General features: G+C 59.6%; 24 protein-coding genes. 17 read left to right on the top strand and 7 right to left on the bottom strand.

What is annotated here, in order from left to right; genetic code table 11:
* The first annotated feature begins 178 nt into the window (after positions 1-178).
* From ACODR9_RS10000 to ACODR9_RS10010, 3 genes are read left to right on the top strand one after another with little or no spacing between them, the layout of a single operon-like run.
* Positions 179-1885: a proline--tRNA ligase gene (locus ACODR9_RS10000; protein ID WP_488809110.1), complete on the top strand. Its 1707-nt coding sequence runs from the start codon at positions 179-181 to the stop codon at positions 1883-1885.
* A complete protein-coding gene (locus tag ACODR9_RS10005) occupies positions 1885-2523 on the top strand; it encodes a lytic transglycosylase domain-containing protein (RefSeq protein ID WP_488809111.1) in 639 nt (212 codons plus the stop codon). The genes ACODR9_RS10000 and ACODR9_RS10005 overlap by 1 nt, the downstream gene beginning before the upstream one ends.
* Positions 2524-2577: 54 nt before the next feature.
* Positions 2578-3885: an Nramp family divalent metal transporter gene (locus ACODR9_RS10010; RefSeq protein ID WP_488809112.1), complete on the top strand. Its 1308-nt coding sequence runs from the start codon at positions 2578-2580 to the stop codon at positions 3883-3885.
* Positions 3886-3941: 56 nt separating this feature from the next.
* Here ACODR9_RS10010 and ACODR9_RS10015 read toward each other — a convergent pair whose 3' ends face one another.
* The 5 genes from ACODR9_RS10015 to ACODR9_RS10035 all read right to left on the bottom strand — a co-directional run bounded on the left by ACODR9_RS10015 (position 3942) and on the right by ACODR9_RS10035 (position 6570).
* A complete protein-coding gene (locus ACODR9_RS10015; RefSeq protein WP_488809113.1) occupies positions 3942-4439 on the bottom strand; it encodes a MarR family winged helix-turn-helix transcriptional regulator in 498 nt (165 codons plus the stop codon).
* A 237-nt stretch (positions 4440-4676) separates the two neighbouring features.
* Positions 4677-5216: an RDD family protein gene (locus ACODR9_RS10020; protein WP_488809114.1), complete on the bottom strand. Its 540-nt coding sequence runs from the start codon at positions 5214-5216 to the stop codon at positions 4677-4679.
* 22 nt (positions 5217-5238) lie between these two features.
* Positions 5239-5628 carry a DUF3106 domain-containing protein gene (locus ACODR9_RS10025; protein ID WP_488809115.1) on the bottom strand — a complete coding sequence of 130 codons (390 nt, stop codon included), beginning with the start codon at positions 5626-5628 and terminating at the stop codon, positions 5239-5241.
* Positions 5621-6007 carry a DUF3619 family protein gene (locus ACODR9_RS10030; protein WP_488809116.1) on the bottom strand — a complete coding sequence of 129 codons (387 nt, stop codon included), beginning with the start codon at positions 6005-6007 and terminating at the stop codon, positions 5621-5623. Before ACODR9_RS10030 ends, ACODR9_RS10025 begins: the two co-directional genes overlap by 8 nt.
* Positions 6004-6570 carry an RNA polymerase sigma factor gene (locus ACODR9_RS10035; RefSeq protein ID WP_488809117.1) on the bottom strand — a complete coding sequence of 189 codons (567 nt, stop codon included), beginning with the start codon at positions 6568-6570 and terminating at the stop codon, positions 6004-6006. The genes ACODR9_RS10030 and ACODR9_RS10035 overlap by 4 nt, the downstream gene beginning before the upstream one ends.
* 223 nt (positions 6571-6793) lie before the next feature.
* On the opposite strand from ACODR9_RS10035, the gene ilvB reads away from it, so the two are divergent.
* The 6 genes from ilvB (at position 6794) to bioD (ending at position 14177) form a co-directional block, all read left to right on the top strand.
* Positions 6794-8560 carry a biosynthetic-type acetolactate synthase large subunit gene (gene ilvB / locus ACODR9_RS10040; protein ID WP_488809118.1) on the top strand — a complete coding sequence of 589 codons (1767 nt, stop codon included), beginning with the start codon at positions 6794-6796 and terminating at the stop codon, positions 8558-8560.
* A 10-nt stretch (positions 8561-8570) separates the two neighbouring features.
* Entirely contained in the window at positions 8571-9062 is a 492-nt protein-coding gene (ilvN, locus tag ACODR9_RS10045; protein ID WP_059284698.1) for an acetolactate synthase small subunit, read from the top strand.
* Positions 9063-9126: 64 nt separating this feature from the next.
* Positions 9127-10143, top strand: coding sequence for a ketol-acid reductoisomerase (gene ilvC / locus ACODR9_RS10050; protein WP_488809119.1), 1017 nt, complete (start codon positions 9127-9129; stop codon positions 10141-10143).
* A gap of 229 nt (positions 10144-10372) precedes the next feature.
* A complete protein-coding gene (gene pssA, locus ACODR9_RS10055) occupies positions 10373-11125 on the top strand; it encodes a CDP-diacylglycerol--serine O-phosphatidyltransferase (RefSeq protein ID WP_488809120.1) in 753 nt (250 codons plus the stop codon).
* 306 nt (positions 11126-11431) lie between these two features.
* Positions 11432-13228 (top strand): 2-isopropylmalate synthase, encoded by a 1797-nt coding sequence (locus tag ACODR9_RS10060; protein WP_488809121.1) that lies wholly within the window; start codon positions 11432-11434, stop codon positions 13226-13228.
* A 313-nt stretch (positions 13229-13541) separates the two neighbouring features.
* Positions 13542-14177, top strand: a complete 636-nt coding sequence (bioD, locus tag ACODR9_RS10065; protein ID WP_488809122.1) for a dethiobiotin synthase — start codon at positions 13542-13544, stop codon at positions 14175-14177.
* Between the two features lie 27 nt (positions 14178-14204).
* On the opposite strand, the gene ACODR9_RS10070 is transcribed toward bioD, so the two are convergent.
* Entirely contained in the window at positions 14205-15416 is a 1212-nt protein-coding gene (locus ACODR9_RS10070; RefSeq protein WP_488809123.1) for an HD-GYP domain-containing protein, read from the bottom strand.
* Between the two features lie 310 nt (positions 15417-15726).
* Here ACODR9_RS10070 and coxB point away from each other — a divergent pair, with 310 nt between their 5' ends.
* From coxB to ACODR9_RS10095, 5 genes are read left to right on the top strand one after another with little or no spacing between them, the layout of a single operon-like run.
* Entirely contained in the window at positions 15727-16860 is a 1134-nt protein-coding gene (gene coxB / locus ACODR9_RS10075) for a cytochrome c oxidase subunit II (RefSeq protein WP_488809124.1), read from the top strand.
* A 10-nt stretch (positions 16861-16870) separates the two neighbouring features.
* On the top strand, positions 16871-18499 hold the full coding sequence (gene ctaD, locus ACODR9_RS10080; RefSeq protein WP_488809125.1) for a cytochrome c oxidase subunit I: 1629 nt from the start codon (positions 16871-16873) through the stop codon (positions 18497-18499).
* A gap of 12 nt (positions 18500-18511) precedes the next feature.
* Positions 18512-19054, top strand: a complete 543-nt coding sequence (locus ACODR9_RS10085) for a cytochrome c oxidase assembly protein (RefSeq protein ID WP_488809126.1) — start codon at positions 18512-18514, stop codon at positions 19052-19054.
* Positions 19051-19227 (top strand): DUF2970 domain-containing protein, encoded by a 177-nt coding sequence (locus ACODR9_RS10090; RefSeq protein ID WP_488809127.1) that lies wholly within the window; start codon positions 19051-19053, stop codon positions 19225-19227. The genes ACODR9_RS10085 and ACODR9_RS10090 overlap by 4 nt, the downstream gene beginning before the upstream one ends.
* A gap of 12 nt (positions 19228-19239) precedes the next feature.
* Complete coding sequence (locus tag ACODR9_RS10095) at positions 19240-20103, top strand: cytochrome c oxidase subunit 3 (RefSeq protein ID WP_488809128.1); 864 nt, start codon at positions 19240-19242, stop codon at positions 20101-20103.
* A 7-nt stretch (positions 20104-20110) separates the two neighbouring features.
* On the opposite strand, the gene ACODR9_RS10100 is transcribed toward ACODR9_RS10095, so the two are convergent.
* Positions 20111-20311: a DUF2909 domain-containing protein gene (locus ACODR9_RS10100; protein ID WP_488809129.1), complete on the bottom strand. Its 201-nt coding sequence runs from the start codon at positions 20309-20311 to the stop codon at positions 20111-20113.
* Between ACODR9_RS10100 and ACODR9_RS10105 the strand changes: the two genes are divergently transcribed.
* The 3 genes from ACODR9_RS10105 to ACODR9_RS10115 are packed head-to-tail and all read left to right on the top strand — an operon-like array spanning position 20310 to position 22613.
* The gene (locus ACODR9_RS10105) at positions 20310-21011 is read left to right on the top strand and encodes an SURF1 family protein (protein ID WP_488809130.1); all 702 of its coding nucleotides are present in this window, start codon (positions 20310-20312) and stop codon (positions 21009-21011) included. The genes ACODR9_RS10100 and ACODR9_RS10105 overlap by 2 nt on opposite strands.
* The gene (locus ACODR9_RS10110) at positions 21008-21511 is read left to right on the top strand and encodes a hypothetical protein (protein WP_488809131.1); all 504 of its coding nucleotides are present in this window, start codon (positions 21008-21010) and stop codon (positions 21509-21511) included. Before ACODR9_RS10105 ends, ACODR9_RS10110 begins: the two co-directional genes overlap by 4 nt.
* 55 nt (positions 21512-21566) lie before the next feature.
* Complete coding sequence (locus tag ACODR9_RS10115) at positions 21567-22613, top strand: COX15/CtaA family protein (protein ID WP_488809132.1); 1047 nt, start codon at positions 21567-21569, stop codon at positions 22611-22613.
* Positions 22614-22618 lie beyond the last annotated feature (5 nt).

Consider the following 22618-nt stretch of genomic DNA (forward strand, 5'->3'; position numbering starts at 1 on the left):
CAAGCTAATGCTGTAGCGCCGCGTGTTTTCTTTTCAGCCTTGTCGGGGGAAAACGACAAAGTCACACCCGGAAGCCCATGCGTGAACCAGCGCTAGAAGGCTGCCGACAGGATGCTTTCCCGTCAGCCGTGCAAAACGCTACAATCACCCCTATTTCGCCGAATACCAAGGACGCATCATGCGCGCATCGCAGTTTTTCATTTCCACCCTGAAAGAAGCCCCCGCCGACGCCGACATCACCAGCCAGAAGCTGATGATTCGTGCCGGTTTCATCCGCAAGGTTGCTGCCGGTATCTATTCCTGGATGCCGATGGGCCTGCGCGTGGTGCGCAAGGTGGAAAACATTGTGCGCGAAGAAATGAACCGTGCCGGTGCCATCGAAGTATCGCTGCCGGTGGTACAGCCGGCTGGTCTGTGGCAGGAGTCGGGCCGCTGGGACACCATGGGCGAGGAAATGCTGCGCTTCAAGGACCGTCACGAACGTGACTTTGCCCTGCAGCCGACTGCCGAAGAAGTGATTACCGACATTGCCCGCAGCGAACTGCGCAGCTACCGCGCCCTGCCGAAAAACTTTTACCAGATCCAGACCAAGTTCCGCGACGAGCGCCGCCCGCGCTTTGGCGTGATGCGTGGCCGCGAGTTCACCATGAAGGATGCCTACTCCTTCGACCGCAGCGCCGAAGCAGCTGGCGTGAGCTACGACAATATGTACCAAACGTATTGCCGTATTTTTGACCGGCTGGGCCTGACCTACCGCGCCGTGGCTGCCGATACCGGTGCCATTGGCGGTGATCGCTCGCACGAATTCCAGGTAATTGCCGATACCGGCGAAGACGCCATCATCTACTGCCCGGATTCCGACTACGCAGCCAATATCGAACTGGCCGAGGCCGTGGCACCGGCCGGTGAGCGCCCGGCCGCCAGCGCCGCGCTGACCAAGGTGCATACCCCCAAGGTAAAAACCATTGCCGACCTGGTGGACTTCCTCTCCATCGACATCAAGAGCACCGTCAAGGCGCTGGTGGTGGAAGGCAGCGAAGGTGAGGCCGTGCTGATGTTGGTGCGTGGTGATCACGAACTGAACGAAGTGAAGGCCGAGAAAATCGCCGGCATCAAGAAGCCGTTGACCATGGCGTCCCCGACCATTATCCGTGAGGCCTTTGGTGCCAATCCGGGCTCGCTGGGTCCGGTCGGCTTCAAGGGTCGCATCATTGCCGACCGTACCGTGGCCAAGATGGCCGATTTCGTCATCGGTGCCAACGAAGACGACCAGCATTACACCGGTGCCAACTTCGGCCGCGACTGTGCCGAGCCGGAAGTGGCCGACATCCGCAATGTGGTGGCCGGTGACCCCAGCCCGGACGGCAAGGGCGTGCTGGCCATCCAGCGCGGCATCGAAGTGGGCCATGTGTTCTACCTGGGCACCAAGTATTCCGCCGCCATGAACGCTACCTTCCTCGACGAAGACGGCAAGCCGAAACCCTTCGAAATGGGCTGCTACGGCATTGGCGTGACGCGTATCCTGGGCGCGGCCATCGAACAGAACCACGACGACAAGGGCATTATCTGGCCGGACAGCCTGGCCCCGTTCAATGTGGTGATCTGCCCGGTTGGTTACGACCGTTCGGCCGAAGTCAAAGCCGCTGCAGATAATCTATATACCGCACTGCTGGCCAAGGGCGTCGATGTAATTCTTGATGACCGTGGCGAACGTCCGGGTGCCATGTTTGCCGACTGGGAGCTGATTGGCGCGCCGCATCGCGTCACCATTGGCGACCGTGGCCTGAAGGAAGGCAAGGTCGAGTACCAGCAGCGTCGTGAGGCTGCGGCAACGGCCGTCGCTGCAGATGCTATTCTGGAACATCTGCTCGCCAAACTGTCCTGATGAAAATCCTCCTGTCGCTGCTTGCCCTGCCCATCATGCTGGCCTGTTCGCCAGTATGGGCGGGTGCGCAGCGCGAGGAGGCGCTGGCAGCCAATGTGGCATCGGCAATGAGCCGAACCATTGCCGATGTCAATGCACCACGACTGGTGTTTGATACGCCGCAGGAAGGCCAGGCCTGGCTGGCCGAGATGTCGCGCCGTCTGCAAAAGCGCATTCCCGATAGCTGGATGCGTGAACGCCTGCTCACTGCCATCCAGTACGAAGCGACCCGTGCCGGGCTGGACCCGCAAATGGTGCTAGGGCTGATTCAGGTGGAAAGCGGCTTCAACAAGTACGCCATTTCACCGGTTGGCGCCCGTGGCCTGATGCAGGTGATGCCTTTCTGGGTAAGGCAGATCGGCAATCCGCAGCACAATCTGTTCGAACTCACCCTGAACCTGCGCTATGGCTGCACCATCCTGCGCCATTATCTGGACATGGAGCGCGGCAATCTTTACCGTGCGCTGGGCCGCTACAACGGCAGCCTGGGCCGTCCCGAATATCCCAATCTGGTGATTGGTGCCTGGAAAAAACAATGGGCGTGGACTGCGCCTGCTCCAGTCAGAGTTGCAGGTAGTAACCTGCCTTTAGGCCAGTAGACTTCGCACGCACATCGTGTGCATTTTTCTTTCCTCTTCGCTTGAGGATGCTGCATGTTTTCCCTCCCCCGCAAGGCAACCGCCCCGTTTTGTCCCGCTGAAGTCCAGGGCAGTATCCGTATCGATGCCCGTGCGCCCTGGTGGCAACGGCTGCGCCGTTTTGCCGGGCCCGGCCTGCTGGTCGCCGTGGGGTATATGGACCCGGGCAACTGGGCTACCGATATCGAAGCCGGCTCACGCTTTGGCTATGGCCTGCTGTGGATTGTGGTGCTGTCCAGCCTGGTGGCAATGGTGTTACAGCTGATGGCCGCCCGGCTTGGCCTGGTTACCGGGCAGGATCTGGCCCAAGCCAGCAGCGCTTACTACGGACGCTCCGGGCGCATCGTGCAATGGCTGAGTGCAGAATTGTCGATTATTGCCTGCGATGTGGCCGAAGTGCTGGGCTGTGCACTGGCATTCAAGCTGTTGTTTGGCGTGCCATTGGCCTGGGGGGTGGTGCTGACGGCGTTTGATACCGTCATCGTGCTGGGCATGAAGGGCAAGGGCTTCCGGCAGATCGAGGCTGTGGTGCTGGGGCTGATTGCCACCATTGCGCTGTGCTTTGCCATTCAGGTATTCATGGTGGGGCCAGACTGGCCGGCAGTCGCGCGCGGCTTGTTGCCTTCCAATCCGGGAGGTGACCTGCACCAGGCCGTAGTACTGGGCCTGGGCATTGTCGGGGCCACCATCATGCCGCACAACCTGTATCTGCACTCCTCGGTAGTGCAAACCCGCAAGGTGGAAAGCGGTGCGCACAGCCTGCGCGATACGCTGGCACTGTGCCGGGTGGATACGGTGGTATCCCTGTTGCTGGCCATGCTGGTGAATGGGGCCATTCTTGTGCTGGCCGGCAGCGCTTTCCATGCGGTGGGTCAGCCGGTGGTGGATGATATCGAGCAGGCCTACCAGTTGATTACCCCGCTGGCTGGCGGTGCTGCGGCCTTGCTGTTTGGCTTTGCCTTGCTGGCATCGGGCCAGAGTTCCACCCTGACTGGCACGGTGGCCGGGCAGGTGATCATGGATGGCTTCCTGCGCATCCGGATTCCCTGCTACCAGCGCCGGCTGATTACGCGGGGACTGGCCTTGCTGCCAGCCTTGTTCGGAGTACTGCTGCTGGGTGAGGGCGCGGTGGGGCGCATGCTGGTGTGGAGTCAGGTGGTACTTAGCCTGCAATTGCCACTGGCGATGTGGCCCTTGCTGCGCTTGACGTCCAGCCGTCAGCACATGGGCGCGTTTGCCTTGTCCCCCCTGATGCAGACGGTGGGCTGGTTGTTGTTTGTGCTGATCTGCGGGGCAAACCTGTTATTGGTCATTGGTCTGTAAACGACAATAAAAAAGCCGCCCGGAGGCGGCTCTTTTATTGTGTAGGCGATGCAGACTCAGTCTTCCTGCGTTTGCAGCAGTTTTTTCAACAGGCCGGCCAGCTGGATTTTCTCGGCATCATCCAGGTTTTCCATCAGTTCGGCTTCGGCAGCCAGATGGTTGACCACGGCTTCTTCGATTACGGCAAAGCCCTTGGCGCTCAGGGTGACAATCACACCACGGCGGTCTTCCGGGTCGGGTGAACGATTTACCAGACCGGCTTCTTCCAGGCGGTTGATGCGGTTGGTCAGCGCGCCGGAGGAGATCAGCACCATACCTTGCAACTGGTTGGGTGACAGCTGGTAGGGCTCACCACGGCGGCGCAGTGCCGCCAGCACGTCAAACTCGCCGACATTCAGGTTGTAGCGGGCCAGATCCTGTAGCACGCGGCGGGTAATGAAATACTCCATCCGCACGATGCGACCGATAACGTGGGTTGACGAGGGATCGAGGTCGGGGCGTACTTCATTCCAGAGGGCGACGATGCGGTCGATCTGATCAGGCTGTTGATGCATTCTGCGATATTCCAGGTAAGGGAGGGGCGTGACTTTCCGTTCCGGGTGCAAAGCGTATCATGAGTTGTCGGTGAAGTATCTTTTTATGAAGATATAAATTTGAGGACAAGCAGTGCGCAAGCAGGCCCGCAAGCCAGTAATGGCGGGCCTGCGGGCTGATTTTTCAGGGAAAGATACCATCCGGCCTGTTGCTGGCTGCCTGTGGGCAAGCTTGCGACAGCGGCGCACTGGCGGGCTTTAGTGGCGGTTTTTGCCCTTGCCCGGATGTGGGGCCTTGGGCAGGGCGATTTGGCGGGTGCGGGCCAGCCTGTCATGCAGAAACAGCCGGTCCTTATCGTAAAAGGCGGCCAGATAGGGTAGGGCGCACCAAGCCAGGGAAATGAGCAGCGCCTCACGGCCATGCCCCAGATTGCGCGACCAGGCCAGGTAGGAGATGGCTGGCATGCCAACGAACAGCAGCAGCCCCACCACATATCGAAAGCCGGCCTGCCGCCAGTCAATCAGCTCCATACCGTCTTGTCTGACCAGTTTCAGCCGCCATGCTTTCATGGCCACGGTCTGGCCGGATTTGACCCAGCTGCTGCCAAAATAACCAAACAGGCTGCCGACCAGTGCCAGTTGGGTCAGCAGATCCAGCAGCAGTGAGCGGCCCAGCCAGGCTTGCAGGCCGGTCATCACGGCAGAAACGGTAAGCAACAGGGCAGCAATCAGCAGCAGTTCGTAAAACTGGCTGCACAGGCGGCGGCCAATACTGGCGTCGGTAAAGGATGAAGACATGAAATGGCGGGCTAGTTGACGGTCAGCCGGAAGCCTGTGGCTTGAGCTGGCCTTGTTTCAGGCGCTGGATGGCTTTTTCCCGGTCGGCCGGGGGCAGGCTTTGCAGCGTTTTCCAATTGTTGCGGATTTGCTGGCGTTGTTCCAGCGTCAGATCAGACCAGATCTTCAGCTTGCTTTGCAGGCGCAATCTGCCGGTGGCATCCAGGCTGCGGTACTCAGGCACAATGGCCAGCAGGTTTTTCTTCTTTTCTGGTGCGTAGCGGTCCCATTCACCGGCCAGCGGTGCCATCACGGTCTGCTGTTCGGCATCCAGTTGGTCCCAGCGCGGGTTGGTGAGCGGGCTGGCAGCGGCCGGCAGGGCCAGCAGGCTGCCCAGCAGCAGTACGGGTAGAAGGCGGCGCAGACTAGTCATGCATGCTCCCGGAGAAGTGCGGATCCATCAGCACCTCCAGCGGTAGCTCATGCGACAGGATGGCCGCATCGACAGCTTCCTCTTCCACCAGCAAGCCTTCTGCCAGCCATACGCCAGTGCCTGCCACCATGGCAAAACTTAATGCCAGCATGCTGCGACGCAGCGCCTGGGTGTGACGCAGCACCCACAGCGCCAGCCTTTCGCCATGGCCTACCGGCTGAGTAATGCGCTCGTCAAAACGGCCCAGTGCTCGCTCACGGGCCTGTTGCAGGCGATGCAGTATGCGCGGGTCGGGGTCCTGACCTGCCTTGTCGAGTATGGTGGTCACGGTGCGGCTCAGCTTGTCTTCCGTATCAAGCGCTTTGTTCGAGGGTTTCATAGCACCACTCCTTTTTGCTGCAGGATGGCGGCCAGGGTATGGGTGGCACGCGAGCAATGTGTTTTGACGCTGCCTTCCGAGCAGCCCATCACCCTTGCCGTCTCGGCAACGTCCAGTCCTTCCCAGTAACGCAGCAGGAAGGCTTCGCGTTGACGGTTGGGCAGCAGTTGCACGGCGCCATCAATCAGTTGGGCAACTTCCTTGCGCGCATACCATTTTTCGGGATTGCTGCTGGCTTCATCTGCCGCGATGTTGAGGGTTTCCAGCGGATCTGCCGTTTCGTCCTCCTCACGGGTGGGGAGCAGAGAGGACAACAGAGTGCCAAAGAAATTTCTCACCTTGGCGCGGCGGAAGTGATCGCGAATCGTGTTTTGCAGAATGCGCTGGAAAATCAGCGGTAATTCGGCAGCCGGTGCGTGGGCGTAACGGTCTGCCAGTTTCATCATGGAGTCCTGCACGATATCCAGTGCGTTTTCTTCATTACGCACGGCATACAGGGCTTGCTTGAAGGCGCGACGTTCCACCGACAGCAAAAAGTCGGCCATTTCCTTGCGGCTTGCCATGAGAGGGTATTTCGGGTTGATGCCAACGGGAGATAGTAGCAGAGCCTCGACGCCAAGACTACCCTGCGGATTTCCCTGTTTTTACCGTGGCTTAGCGTGTTTTTGCACCTGCACAAAAGCCTTGACCGCCATTTGAGGGATACGCTAAGGTCTTCCATCACAACGGGATGAAACACAAGTCAATTGCCAAGATTGACTGCAAGACAAGACAAAGAGGCAAAAGATGCAGATATCGGGCGCGGAAATCCTGGTCCGTTGCCTGCAGGAAGAAGGGGTCGAATTTCTGTTCGGCTACCCCGGCGGCGCAGTTCTGGAAATTTATGATGCCATCTTCCGGCAGGACAAGTTCAAGCACGTTCTGGTACGCCATGAGCAGGCCGCAGTGCATGCAGCCGATGCTTATTCGCGTTCCAGTGACAAGGTGGGCGTAGCGCTGGTGACTTCGGGTCCCGGGGCCACCAATGCCGTTACCGGCATTGCCACCGCCTATATGGATTCGATTCCGATGGTGGTGATCTCTGGCCAGGTGGCCACGCCGGCCATCGGTCTGGATGCCTTCCAGGAAGTGGACATGGTGGGGATCACCCGCCCGTGCGTGAAGCACAACTTCCTGGTCAAGGACATCAACGACCTGGCGGAAACCATCAAGAAAGCCTTTTACATCGCCAAGAGCGGCCGTCCCGGCCCCGTGGTGGTGGATATTCCCAAGGATGTTACCCAGCAAAGTGCCGAATTCCACTACCCGGAAAGCGTGCACATCCGTTCCTATGTGCCTGCCACCCGTGGCCATCCGGGACAGATCAAGAAGGCCATCAACCTTCTGCTGGAAGCCAAACGTCCGTATATCTATGTAGGTGGTGGTGCCGTGCAAGGCAATGCCGCAGCGGAAGTCACCGAGCTGGTGAAGTCGCTGGGTCTGCCGTGTACCAACACCCTGATGGGCCTGGGTGCCTATCCGGGTTCCGACCCGCAGTTCCTCGGCATGCTGGGCATGCACGGTACCTACGAAGCCAATATGGCGATGCAGTACTGTGATGTGCTGATTGCCGTGGGCGCACGTTTTGACGACCGCGTGATCAGTGTGCCCTCACACTTCCTGTCGCAGCCGAAGAAGATCATCCACATCGACGTGGATCCGTCTTCCATTTCCAAGCGCGTGAAGGTGGATGTGCCCATCGTCGGTGACGTCAAGCACGTGCTGCGTGAAATGCTGGATATCCTGCGCCAGTCCGGCCAGAAACCGGATGCACAGTATCTGGCAAACTGGTGGAAGCAGATCGAAGAATGGCGTGGTCACAACAGCTTGCTGTATACCCCGTCCACCGAGCTGATCAAGCCGCAATACGTGGTGGAAAAGCTGTACGAGATTACCGGTGGCAAGGCCATTGTCGCTTCCGATGTGGGACAGCATCAGATGTGGGCGGCGCAGTATTACAAGTTTGATAATCCAAAGCAGTGGCTGAATTCCGGCGGCTTGGGTACCATGGGCTTCGGTTTGCCGGCAGCCATGGGCGCGCAACTGGCCAATCCGGATGCAACCGTCGCCTGTATCACCGGCGAAGGCTCCATCCAGATGAACATCCAGGAGCTGTCCACCTGCAAGCAATACCATACCCCGGTCAAGGTGGTGGCGCTGAACAACCGCTACCTGGGCATGGTGCGCCAGTGGCAGGAATTCTTCTACGGAACCCGGTACTCCGAGTCCTATATGGACGCGTTGCCGGACTTCGTGAAAGTGGCCGAGGCCTATGGCCACGTTGGCTTCAAGATCGAAAATCCATCCGATGTAGAACCGGTGTTGCGCGAGGCATTTGGCCCCGCGTTGAAGGAGCGCCTGGTATTCCTTGACTTCCGTACTGATCAATCCGAGAACGTGTTCCCGATGATCCAGAACGGCAAGGGCCTGGACCAGATGGACTTGCCGCCGCACATGCGCGATGTCCAGCAGCTTCCTTTCGAGAACAACCGTGACTACGGCAATATGTGCTGAGGCGGACGGTATGAGACATATTCTTTCGATCTTGCTGGAAAACGAGGCGGGCGCACTGTCCCGCGTGGTGGGCCTGTTTTCGGCCCGGGCTTACAACATTGACTCACTGACAGTGTCGACTACCGAGGATCCGACGCTGTCACGGATGACGATCGTCACGCATGGTTCTGACGAAGTCATCGAGCAGATCACCAAGCAGCTCAACAAGCTGATCGAGGTGGTCAAGGTGATTGACCTCAATGAATCCGAGCACATCGAACGCGAGATGATGCTGATCAAGGTGCGCGCTACCGGTAAAGACCGGGAAGAAATGAAGCGCATGGCGGACATTTTCCGTGGTCGCATCATCGATGTTACGGAAAAGACATACACCATCGAGCTGACTGGTACGAGCGACAAGCTGGGGGCCTTTATCGAGGCCATTGACCGCGCAGTGATCCTGGAAACGGTCCGTACTGGCGCATCCGGCATAGGCCGTGGTGAACGGGTTCTGAAAATCTGATATATCTATACATCTGGCGGCGGGCCACAGCAGGTGGCCGCCCGGATAACAAGGGACAAAGCAAATGAAAGTGTATTACGACAAGGACGCTGATCTTTCCATCATCAAGGGCAAGAAAGTAGCCATTATCGGTTACGGCTCGCAAGGCCATGCCCACGCGCAGAACCTGAAAGAGTCTGGCGTTGATGTGATTGTTGGTCTGCGTAAGAACGGCGCGTCCTGGAGCAAGGCCGAAGCTGCTGGCCACAAGGTGAAGGAAGTAGCCGAAGCAGTGAAGAAGGCCGATGTCGTGATGATCCTGCTGCCGGACGAATCGCAGCCGGAGGTATACCACAACGAAATCGCCCCGAACATCAAGAAGGGTGCTGCCCTGGCATTCGCCCACGGCTTCAACGTGCATTACAACCAGATCGTTCCGCGTGAAGACCTGGACGTGATCATGGTGGCCCCGAAAGGCCCGGGCCACACCGTGCGCTCCGAGTATGTAAAGGGTGGCGGCGTGCCGACCCTGATCGCCGTTTATCAGGACAAGTCCGGCAAGGCCCGTGACGTGGCCCTGTCCTATGCTGCTGCCAACGGCGGCACCAAGGGTGGCGTGATCGAAACCAACTTCCGCGAAGAAACCGAAACCGACCTGTTCGGCGAACAGGCTGTGCTGTGTGGCGGCGCGGTTGAACTGGTGAAAGCCGGTTTCGAAACCCTGACCGAAGCCGGTTACGCGCCGGAAATGGCTTACTTCGAGTGCCTGCACGAACTGAAGCTGATCGTCGACCTGATGTACGAAGGCGGCATCGCCAACATGAACTACTCCATCTCCAACAATGCGGAGTATGGCGAGTACGTGACCGGCCCGGAAGTGGTGACCTCCGCCACCAAGGAAGCCATGAAAAAGGCGCTGTACCGCATTCAGTCCGGCGAATACGCCAAGATGTTCATCCTGGAAGGCAAGACCAACTATCCGAGCATGACTGCCCGCCGTCGCCTGACCGCCGATCACCCGATCGAGAAGGTTGGTGCCGAACTGCGCGCCATGATGCCTTGGATCTCCAAGAACAAGCTGGTCGACCAGTCCAAGAACTGATTTCGAAGTCGGTCAGTGTGCAAAGCCGGGGCAACCCGGCTTTTTTCATGCCTGCTTACCCGAAATGAGGTGGGCTAGCGGTGATTTTGCCGCCTGTGCTGGCTTGGATTAAACTAGCGGGTTCTGCGCCACGGCGCCCGATTATCCAGATCGTCGACGTATTGACTGCCGGTTGTGTGCCGCCGTGTTGTTCAGCGCCGTATCGACCGCTTCGCTTACGGATAACTCTATGATCAATGATCCCGTTCCGGGTAAACCCACCCTGCGTCGCCAGGGTATCTATCTGCTGCCCAACTCCTTTACCCTGGCCGCGCTGTTTGCCGGTTTCTACGCCATCGTGCAGGCGATGAACCAGCACTTCCAGATTGCTGCTGTGGCCATTTTTGTCGCCATGATCCTGGACGGCATGGATGGCCGCGTTGCCCGGCTGACGCACAGCCAGAGTGCTTTTGGCGCCGAATTTGACAGCTTGTCGGACATGGTGAGCTTTGGCGTGGCACCGGCGCTGGTGGCCTATGAGTGGCTGCTGAAAGACATGGGCAAGCTGGGCTGGATGGTGGCCTTCATTCATTGTGCCGGCGCGGCGCTACGGCTGGCGCGCTTCAATACCATGATAGGCAGCACCGACAAACGCTGGTTTACCGGCCTGCCCAGCCCGGCGGCTGCCGCGCTGGTGGCTGGGCTGGTGTGGATTTGCCATGCCTACGATTACACCGGCCTGCCCGGCCTTAAATGGGTGTTGCTGGGCTTTACTGCTTTTTCCGGTATCACCATGGTGACCAATGTGAAGTTCTGGAGCTTCAAGGAAATCCACCTGCGCCGTCGCGTACCGTTTGTGATGCTGCTGGCGCTGGTGGTGGGCTTGCTGTTGCTGATGTCCGAGCCGCCGCTGGTGCTGTTTGGCTTCTTTGTCTGCTATGCCTTGTCCGGCTATGTGATGGCAGCCTGGCGCTGGTGCAAACCGAAGCCAGAGGTGCTGTGACCCTGCTGTTGACTGAACAGATCACCCCGTTGGCGCTTGGCGCAACGGGGTTTTTTATTGTCTGGTGCGATGTATGTATTGGACAGTAATGTCCAATTTCTGTCTGAATTGTTCTGATTATCCAGCCCAGCTACTGACTGTTCCTGGTGTCTGTGCTAGCCATTTTCTATGAAATATTAGACTTAATGTCCGATATTTGCATATTTGACACAGGGTTTTTGATTTTTCTGCCCATGTTGCACTGCGTGTTTGACGAAAAATTGTCCAATCGCTACATTGGTTAAAACTTTGCTGCAGGAGCACAACATGCAATTGGACATTGAACGACTGATCGAAGACCTGGGTGGCCCCGGTGCGGTGGCTGAAGGCCTGAGTCAGCTGTTTCCCGATGAGCCGGTCAGCCGTGCAGCAATCTACAAATGGAGAGAACGTGGCAGCCTGCCGCTGTCACAGTTGAACAAACTGGCGCAATTAGCCGCCAGCCAGGGCAAGAGATTCGATTTCAACGATTACCTGAACGCCGCCGGGACAGCAGCACAGGGACAAGGGAGAGCATTCGACATGGGCGACCGTCTTTATATTTTTGATACCACCTTGCGTGATGGCGAGCAGTCGCCGGGCGCCTCCATGACCAAGGAAGAAAAGATCCGCATCGCCCGCCAGCTGGAACGTCTGGGTGTCGATGTGATCGAGGCCGGCTTTGCCGCTGCCAGCCCGGGGGACGCCGATGCTATCCACGCCATTGCCGAAGTGATCAAGGATTCCACCGTCTGTAGCCTGGCCCGTGCCAATGAGCGCGATGTGCGTGCCGCCGGTGAAGCCATCAAGCCTGCTGCCCGTGGTCGTATCCACACTTTCATCGCCACCAGCCCTATCCATATGGAAAAGAAGCTGCGCATGAGCCCGGATGAAGTGGTGGCAGCTGCAGTGAAGGCGGTGCAGATTGCCCGTGAATACACCGACGATGTCGAATTTTCCGCCGAAGACGCCTTGCGCTCCGACATCGACTTCCTCGCTCGCATCTTTGGCGAAGTGATCAAGGCCGGTGCCACCACGCTGAACGTACCGGACACCGTGGGCTATGCCGTACCGCGTGCCACCGAAGCCTTCTTCCGCGAGCTGATCAGCAAGACGCCGGGTGGCGACAAGGTGATCTGGTCTGCCCATTGCCATAACGACTTGGGCATGGCCGTGGCCAACAGCCTGGCGGCAGTGCTCGGCGGTGCCCGTCAGGTGGAATGCACCATCAACGGACTGGGCGAACGGGCCGGTAATGCTGCGCTGGAAGAAATCGTCATGGCCGTGCGTACCCGCAAGGACGTGTTTGCCGTGGAAACCCGTGTCGATGCCACCCAGATCGTACCGGCGTCCAAACTGGTGTCCACCGTCACCGGCTACCCGGTGCAGCCCAATAAGGCCATTGTTGGTGCCAACGCCTTTGCCCACGAGTCCGGCATCCATCAGGATGGCGTTCTCAAGCATCGCGAAACCTACGAAATCATGTCGGCTGAAAGTGTGGGCTGGAGTGCCAACCGCCTGACGCTGGGTAAGTTGTCCGGTCGCAATGCCTTCAAGACCAAGCTGACTGACCTTGGCATCGTGCTGGACAGCGAAGAGGCACTGAATGCGGCTTTCGCCCGCTTCAAGGACCTGGCCGACCGCAAGCGCGAGATTTTCGACGAAGACCTGCACGCACTGGTTTCCGACGAAATGGTGTCCACCTTGCAGGAGGACTACAAGTTTGTATCGCTGAAGATCAGCACCGAAACCGGTGAAGCACCGCAAGCTGCCATCGTGTTTGTCGAGCACGGCGTGGAAAAACGCTGCGAATCCAGTGGCTCCGGCCCGGTAGATGCCGCCTTCAAGGCGATCGAAAGCACGGTTAACAGCGCGGCCGAACTGGAACTGTACTCGGTGAACGCCATCACCAAGGGCACCGAATCGCAGGGCGAAGTCACCGTACGTCTGGCCAAGGATGGCCGCGTGGTGAACGGTCAGGGTGCGGATACCGACGTGATTGTGGCCAGTGCCAAGGCTTACCTGTCCGCCCTGAACAAGCTGAGCAACCGCCAGCAGCGCGTCAAGGCGCAAGGCGACGTTTGATCATTTGATTTTGTTTTCAGCCGGGCTGTCCGCCACCGCCCGGGCTTGTCCTGACGGATTTTCCCATCCCGTTCCCGTCAGGACGGACCCACCCGGTGGCAGCCATCCGGCAACAGGTTTCAGTTCACCCTTATGATTGAAACCACAGGCTCACAAGGCCGCTTTCCATTTAGCCCCGGCTCACAAGGCCAGCGCGGCAGACAGCCGACCCAGGAGGTCGGCGTTGTCGCGCTGGCGGGCTGATCCCGCCTTACCTTCCTGTCCTGCCCGCGTTATCATCGCGCCTGCTTCATTCATGCAAGGCGCACACATCATGTCCCAGGGATTTTTCATTACCGGCACCGATACCGAAATCGGCAAAACCCATTCCGCCGTCGCCCTGATCCGCCATTGGCAGGCACAGGGGCAACGGGTGCTGGCGATGAAGCCGGTGGCCTCCGGCTGCGAGATTCTCCCGGATGGCAGCTGGCTGAATGACGATGTCGCCCGGCTGGTGGCGGCCACCGGCCAGCAGGATCTGGACTTGATGAACCCCTACCGCTTTTTGCCACCGGTATCGCCACACATTGCTGCACGCGAGGCTGGGGTGGCGATTTCGCTGGAGCGTATTGTCAGTCACTACCAACAGTTGGCAGCTCAGGCCGATACCGTGCTGGTGGAAGCCGCCGGTGGCTGGCTGGCTCCGCTGGGTGATGGCGTGTACATGGAAGACATGGCACGGGCGCTGCAACTGCCGGTGATTCTGGTGGTGGGCATGAGGCTGGGCTGTATCAACCATGCCTTGCTGAGCGCTCGGGCCATTCAGGCGTCAGGTTTGACGCTGGCCGGCTGGGTGGCCAATCGCGTGGTGCCACAGCAGCTGGCCTATGCCGATAACCTGGCCACTCTCAAGGCGGCCATTGCCGCACCCTTGTTGCTGGAACTGCCTTACGAAGAGGCTGCAGCCTAGCGCTAGCCCCTGGCGACCGTGGCCTGGTCAGTTGGCGGTTACCGGCGTATCGAGCAAGGTGCTGCTGAGCTCCTGAAACAGCATGCAGTCATCCGGCCCCAGCCGGTCTTGGGTCAGGCTCAGGTCCCGGCCCAGATTGCGCAGCCGCCAGTTGATTTCCTGGCTGGCCAGCATGATTTCCAGATGCAGATCTTCCTCCTGTCCCAGTTGATTGCCTGACTGCATGCCCGTACTGAACAGCGAGCGCTGGATGCCGTCAAACTGGCTCATGCATCGGCTGAGTGTGATCTGGCCGCTACTGCTCAGCTTCTCTTCCTGCAAATTCAGCAACTGGTGGGTGATCGTACCGATGCGTTTTAGCAAGGCGTGCAGGCCTTCCATGGCCTGTGCTATGCCATTGGCAGAAGCATTGCTCTGGTTTAGCTGGCGGATAATGCGGTTGAGCAGAGAAACGGATGGTCGGTGGAATTCACCCGGGATGATGCGCAAGGCAATATCCAGCCTTTGATAGGGGTGGCTTTTGTGCAGGAGCAACTGGGTGGCCAGGTCAGCCACTGCGATGATCTGACCGGCAATCCCCAGCTCTTTTTCCTTTTCCCGGCGCGGATAGCCGCTGCCATCCAGCCGTTCATGGTGCTGCAAAATAGCCAGTGCCACCGTTTCCTTGTGGGTGAACTGCCCCAGTTGCCGCATCTGGCGATAGCCGATCAGCGGATGTGCCATGCGGTGACGCCACAGGGTGGCATCGTTGCCCGCCGCCGGGCTGATGGTTTTGGGGCTCAGATAGAGCTCACCGATATCATGAAACAGCGCTGCCAGTGCAATTTGTTCCAGCAGGATGCTGGATTGTCCGGTGCGCAAGGCCAGGCCCAGGCTGATCAGGCAGCACAGCAAACCGTGTTCCAGCTGTTCTTGTTCTTCCAGCATGGCCAGCAGAATGGTGAGCGAATGATTGAGCGGCAGACTCTCCAGCACGGCAAGGCAGGCATGCCGATGTGCTGTTTTTTCCAATAGCACCTGCAGCAGTCGTTGGCTGGAAAGCAGGTGCAGGCATTTTTCTCGCAGCAGGGCATGTGCGGCAAAATCCGGCAGTGCCAGGCTGGCTTCCAGCGGAGAGCGCAATAATTGCTGCGGCAATTCCTGTACATGCTTGTGCTGCAATGTCTGCCCGCTGTTAAGCAGGATGCTGCCATCCGTAGCCGCCAGGCTGTGTTCTACCACAATGGACTGTCTGGCCATCAACCCGGAGAGGGAGGCTAGAAAATGGGGGTTTGCACTGTACTGCTCATGGCTTGCATTCGGCATGATGGGTGTTGGCAGTGTGAGCTGGGCAGGTTTTCGTCGGGATGGTGATGAATCAATCATCATTATTTGCCATCGTAGCGCAATTACAAGAATATGCTTTCGGAATTTGCAGCGCTGTCGCACTGCGTCATGAAAGATTCTTGTTTTTATTTACGTCTGACCTAGGATTTCAAGCAGCTGTTGATATTTGTTGTCAGTGCTTGAACAGGCCATCGAGTATCTCGTGGCCGGAAGAGGGGGACGCATGTCCTGCCTGCGCATAGGCGGCAGTAGTGCCGCGTGGTTGATCCTGAACAGCACGGTGGTGCACGGGCAGAGTGCGGCTTTCAATCTGCAAGCCCCCGCCACCTCCCTGGCCAGGATGGAGTACGACCTGCACACCATGTTGTTGCTGGTGACCGGGGCCATCTTCCTGCTGGTGTTGGCCGTGATGCTGTATGCCATCGTGCGGCACCGCAAGTCGGTTGGCCATGCTGCCAAGCCCTTTCATGAAAACACCACGGTGGAAATCATCTGGACCGTGGTTCCCCTGCTCATCCTGCTGGCCATCGCCTGGCCGGCCACCCGCGCTGTGCTGAACCAGAAAAGCACGCATGGCGAGGACATGACCATCCGCATCACCGGCTATCAGTGGAAGTGGCGTTACGACTATCTGGACGACAATTTCGGTTTTGTCAGCCACCTGGCTACCCCGCGTACTGCCATGGCCGCCACCGCCGTCCGTCCGGAGCATTACCTGCTGGAAGTCGATGAGCCGCTGGTGCTGCCCACCGGGCGCAAGGTGCGCTTGCTGCTGACGGCCAACGATGTCATCCACTCCTGGTGGGTGCCGCAACTGGGCATCAAGCAGGATGCCATTCCCGGCTTCCTGCGCGATGCCTGGTTCATGGTGGATAAGCCCGGCATCTACCGTGGCCAATGCTCGGAGCTGTGCGGCAAGGATCACGGCTTCATGCCCATCGTGGTGGATGCGCGCAGCCCGGAGGACTATGCGCGCTGGCGCGCTGCGCGACTGAAGCAGGCGGCGGAAAGTGCTGATGATCCGGCCAAGATATGGTCGCTGGCGGCCCTGCGCGAACGCGGCGAGAAGGTATACAGCCAGAACTGCCTGCCTTGTCATCAAGCCAGCGGCAAGGGCATCCCGGGTAACTTCCCGGCGCTGGATGGTTCACCGGTAGTCAATGGTGATAAGGCGGCGCATATCCGCATCGTGTTTCATGGCAGTCAGCGCAATCCGGCCATGCAGGCCTGGGGCAAGCAATTGTCCGATACCGACATTGCCGCCGTTATCACCTATGAGCGCAATGCCTGGGGCAACCACACCGGCCAGCTGGTGCAGCCGGCTGAAATCCGCGCCGTGCGTGGCGGCAGCGGCTGAGGAGATGGGCATGGACATGGCAAGCGGTGCAGCAGACAAGCTGCCCACGGCGCATAAGCCGCATGGGCTGGGGCGCTGGTTGTTCGCCACCAATCACAAGGACATCGGTTCGCTGTATTTGTGGTTTGCCTTTTGCATGTTTCTGGTGGGCGGCGTACTGGCCTTGTGCATCCGTGCTGAACTGTTCAGTCCCGGTTTGCAGTTTTTCCAGCCTGAGCTGTTCAACCAGCTCACCACCCTGCACGGTTTGATCATGGTATTCGGCGCCATCATGCCGGCCTTCACCGGCCTGGCCAACTGGATGCTGCCGCTGATGATCGGCGCGCCGGACATGGCCTTTGCCCGCATGAACAACTGGAGCTTCTGGCTGCTGCCACCGGCGATGTCCCTGTTGTTGCTGTCCTTCATCGTCCCCGGCGGTGCGGCAGCAGCAGGCTGGACGCTGTATGCGCCGCTGTCGGTACAGCTGGGCATGGGCATGGATCTCACCATTTTTGCCATTCATATTCTGGGGGTCAGCTCCATCATGGGGGCCATCAATATCGTGGTCACCATCATCAATCTGCGTGCGCCGGGCATGCGCATGATGAATATGCCGATGTTTGCCTGGGCCAGCCTGATTACCGCCTATCTCATCATCGCGGTGATGCCGGTGCTGGCCGGGGCCGTCACCATGGTGCTGACCGACCGTCATTTTGGTACCCACTTTTTCAATGCTGCCGGCGGGGGCGACCCCATCCTGTATCAGCATGTGTTCTGGTTTTTCGGTCATCCCGAGGTCTACATCATGGCCTTGCCAGCCTTTGGCATTGTCAGCCAGGTGATTCCTACGTTTGCGCGCAAACCGCTGTTTGGCTACAGCTCCATGGTGTATGCCACCAGCTCCATCGGCGTGCTGTCTTTCATGGTGTGGGCGCACCACATGTTTGTGACCGGCATGCCCGCCACGGCCCAGTTGTTTTTCATGTACGCCACCATGCTGATTGCCGTACCCACCGGGGTGAAGGTGTTCAACTGGATTGCCACCATGTGGCAGGGCAGCATGAGTTTTGAAACCCCGATGCTGTTTGCCATCGGTTTCATCCTGTTGTTTACCATCGGCGGCCTGTCCGGGGTGACGCTGAGTGTGGCGGCGGTGGATGTGCAACTGCATGGCAGTTATTACGTGGTGGCGCATTTCCATTACGTGCTGGTGGCCGGTGCCTTGTTCAGCCTGTTTTCCGCCGTGTATTACTGGTTTCCCAAAATGACCGGGCGCATGTATGTGGAAAGGCTGGGCCAGTTGCATTTCTGGTGGTCCTTGCTGTGGTTCAACGTCACCTTCTTCCCCATGCACTTTCTGGGCCTGGCCGGCATGCCGCGCCGCATCCCGGATTACGCCCTGCAATTTACCGATTTCAACCGCATTGCCAGCATTGGCGCCTTCATGTTTGGCCTGGGGCAGCTGATTTTTCTGGTGAACATCCTGTACTCGCTGCGCCATGGCAAAACCGCGCCGCAGCAGCCATGGGAAGGGGCCAATACCCTGGAGTGGCGCTTGCCCACGCCTGCGCCTTATCACAGCTTCAGTCAGCCACCGCAGCTGGACACGGCTGAAAACGGTGTGGTGCTGGGCATGCGTGATGGCGGGCAGGGCTAGCGGGAGCAGCAAATGGACAGCCGCCGGATGGCCAATGCGGTATTGCTGCGCCGCTTGCTGCTGGCGGCAGTGCTGATGTTTGGCTTTGCCTGGCTGCTGGTGCCGCTGTATCGGGTGTTGTGCGAGGTGACTGGCCTGAACCGGGTGGTGGCCGCCGATACCTTGTCGGGCGAGGCTGAAGTACAGCCAGCGGCGCGGCCTGTGGAGCTGCAACTGGATGCCATGGTGCAGCCAGGCCTGCCCTGGCAGGTGCGGCCACAGCAATCCCGGCTAAGGGTGGAAACCGGCCAGTTCATCCAGCTGCAGTACGAAATGCGCAATAACAGTCAGCAAAAAGTCGTGGGGCAGGCGATTCCGCGTTATCTGCCCGCCGAGGCGGCTGCCTATGTGAAGAAGCTGGAATGCTTCTGTTTTCGCCAGCAGCTGTTTCAGCCAGGAGAGACGCGGCGTTTTCCGGTGGTATTGGTGATCGACCGGCAGCTGCCCGCCGAGATTGATCACATCACCCTGGCCTATAGCGTGTTTGATGTTCCAGGGCAGGGGAGCGGGCCATGAGCGGTTGGCGTGGTGTACTGGCTGTGTTGTCGGCTTTTGTCGGCATTCGCAAGCGGCAGTCGGTACAGGAAGACAGTCAGGTGCGGCCATGGCAGCTGGTTATCACCGCCTTATTACTCGTGCTGATGCTGATTGGCTTGCTGCTGGCGCTGGCCAACTGGATCGGCGCTTGAGGAGAGTGCGCAATGGACATGCGGGAACAACATGCTGCCGGGCAATATTATGTGCCAGCCCCTTCGCGCTGGCCGGCGTTGGGTGCCGCCGCGCTGTTTTGCCTGGGCCTGGGGGCAGCACTGGCCGTCAACGGCGTGGGGTGGAGCGGCTGGCTGCTGCTGGCCGGGAGCCTGGCCTTGCTGCGCATGCTGTTTGGCTGGTTTGGCGATGTGATTGGCGAAAACCAGCAGGGCCATTATCACGGTCAGGAGAGCATGTCGTTTCGCTGGGGTATGGGCTGGTTCATCTTTTCCGAAGTCATGCTGTTTGGCGCATTTTTTGGCGTGCTGTTCTGGCTGCGCCTGGTGGCGCTGCCTACGCTGGGCAGCCTGGATTACAAATGGCTATACCCTGATTTTTCCCCCAGCTGGCCCTTGCTGACAGCGCCACAGGCGACAGCAAGCTACCAGGCAATGGAGGCCTGGGGCCTGCCGGCGCTCAATACGCTGATTTTGTTGTCCTCCGGCGCAACGCTGACTTGGGCGCACTGGGGCTTGCTGCAGGGGCGGCGGCGGCAGTTACAACGTGGTTTGCTGTTTACCTTCAGCCTGGGCGGCCTGTTTTTGGTGTTGCAGGCCATCGAGTACCACCACGCCTGGACTGCCCAGCAATTGACGCTGTCTGCCGGTGCTTATGGCATGACTTTCTACATGCTGACCGGTTTGCACGGACTGCATGTGCTGCTGGGGAGCATTATTTTGCTGGTGGTGTGGTTGCGCGTGTTGCGCGGACATTTTGACCGCCAGCACCACTTCGCTTTCGAGGCGGCGGCCTGGTACTGGCATTTTGTGGATGTCGTGTGGCTGCTGCTGTTTGTGCTGGTGTACTGGCTATGAATCCGGCTCAGCCCGGCTGGTGTGGCCGCCACCAGCCAAACAAGGCACCCAGCAGCAGCAACATGAACAGGCCGATGGACAAGCCGACACGCAAGGTCAGGGAGCGGATCAGCCGTTGCGAACCCGAATCTGCCTTGAGCAGGCCGGACAGTCCCCAGAACAGCACCAGCACAATACAGGCCAGCAAGAACACGATGATGATTTTCATGGCGGAATCCCCCGGTACTGCCCGGACAGCAAACACATGTACTCAGTCTAGTGGCAAAAATCGAGGCCGTGGGTTTCTGTTGTTATGCGTCTTGTTACCTTTTGTACTGGCGTTGTGGCAATGGCAGCGCGGCATGGACAAGCTGCGGCTGGAGCAGACGCTCTTGGCGCGGCAGGCACAGGTGGTAGCGACAGCCTTGCCGGCGGCTGGAGAGCCCGATCTGGCACGTTACCAGCTGGTGGCCACCCGTGCCGGCGGCATGCCCATCCTGCTGGATAACAGCCTGCTGGACGGCATGCCGGGAATGCGCGTGCTACAGGTACTGCGGCTGGGCGATGGCAGTCTGATACTGGCCGATCTGGGCTGGCGGGCCGCTGCGCAGTCCGTACCGGTGTTGCGCCTGCCGCAGCGTCTGACCGGCCAATGGTTGCCATGGCATGCACGCTGGACACTGCCAGGTGCGCGGCAGGGCATGGAGGGCGTGGTGGATGATGTCGATCGCACCGCCTTGTTGCAGCGTTATCCGGGGCGCTGGCATGCGGGAGTTTTCATCCTGCAACCGTCCTTGCCAGGCTTGCAGCCCTGGCCTTTGCAACCCACTTTGTCGTCCCAGCGCCATTTTGCCTATGCCTTGCAATGGCTGTTGCTGGCCGTGTGCGTATTGCTGCTGTGGCGGCGCTGGGCGCGGAGTGCGCAATGACTGCGCGCCGCGCGGGACAATTGCGTTTGCTGGCCATGCTGGCGCTGTGCCTGCTACCGGTTGCTGCTGCCTGGTTCAGCTACCGCTTCTTGCCGCCGCAGGGGGGCAAGAGCTATGGCGAGATGCTGCCCACGGTGCACTTTGTGGCGGCAGAGCAGCAAGCCTGGCCGCGTGGACAGTGGGTACTGGTGACGCAGACCGCTACAGCGTGTCTGCAGTCCTGTCGGCAGCGGCTGTATGCCATGCGTCAGGTTCATCTGGCGCTGGGCGAGGCTGCGCCGCGCGTACGCAGGGTGTTGTTGCATGACCGGCAGCTTGTTGCTGCCAGCGACGGCGTGTTGCTGTTGCCGCAGCGACACGCCCTTCCGCCTGAGCGGCAGGGCTTCTACCTGATCGATCCGCAGGGCAACCAGTTGCTGTTTTATGCCGATACCTTGCGGCCAGAACGCATCATCCGCGAACTGGCCATGGTGCTAAAGGTAAACAACGGCATGGGTTGAAGCATTCACCAGTCCGGGAGCGCAAACCCGCTGCCGGACTGACCGGGAGGCCGTGATGCGAAAACTGCTGTGGCTGGCCGTGGTGCTGGCTGTGGTTTTGCTGCCGCTGGGGGCTTATGTGCGTCTGTCTCAGGCAGGTCTGGGCTGCCCGGACTGGCCTGGTTGCTATGGCCGCCTGTCACCCGCCCATGCTGCTGCTGACATTGCCCGCGCCATGCAGTTACAGCCGGATGGCCCGGTCAGCCCGGATAAGGCCTGGAAGGAAATGACCCATCGCTATCTGGCAGGCGTGCTCGGCATGCTGGTGCTGGGGTATTGGTGGCAAGCCTGGCGGCAGCGGCAGCGCCTGGCGGCGGCCAGCCTGCTGCTGGCCTTGCTGCTGTTGCAGGCTACGTTGGGCATGTTGACGGTTACGTTGCAATTACGACCGCTGGTGGTGGCCACCCATCTGTTGCTGGGCATGTCCCTGTTTGCCCTGCTGCTGCGGGAGGCCATCGGGCGCTATCAGCCACGGGTGGCCGTCTTGCCCGCAGCGTGGCGGCTGGCGAGTGTGCTGGTGCTGCTGTTGCTCGGGCAGATTGCCCTGGGCGGCTGGATGGCCGCCAACCAGGCCGCGCTGGCCTGCCAGGGCTTTCCGCGCTGCAATGGCAGTTGGTGGCCGGACATGCAACTGGCGGCTGCGCTGCCGGGCTGGTCTCTTGCTGCCGGCGGGCATGTTGTGCTGCCAACTGCTGCGCTGGTGGCGGTGCACTGGCTGCACCGGGTAGGTGCCTTGCTGCTGCTATGCGTGCTGCTTGTCGTGGTTTGGCGCTTGTGGCGCTACCAGGCCTTACGCAGAAGCCTCTGCCTGCTTGGAGTGCTGGCCGGACTGCAACTGCTGTTGGGCATTGCCAATGTCTTGTGGTTACGGCCTTTGCCCGTGGCCCTGGCCCATCATGTGCTGGCCATGCTGCTGCTGGCCTTGGCCCTGGGCTTGCTGTGCCGGTTGCAGCCCGTGGCATCCTGGCGTGGCCGGATTGCAGTCCGGGAGCGGCAGGCCCAGCCCGCCGCCATGCTGGTGCGTAGCTGGCCGGGCAGGCGTTCTGGCATGCATGGCGAATGATGGCG

This window comes from Aquitalea sp. FG25 (assembly GCF_057809375.1).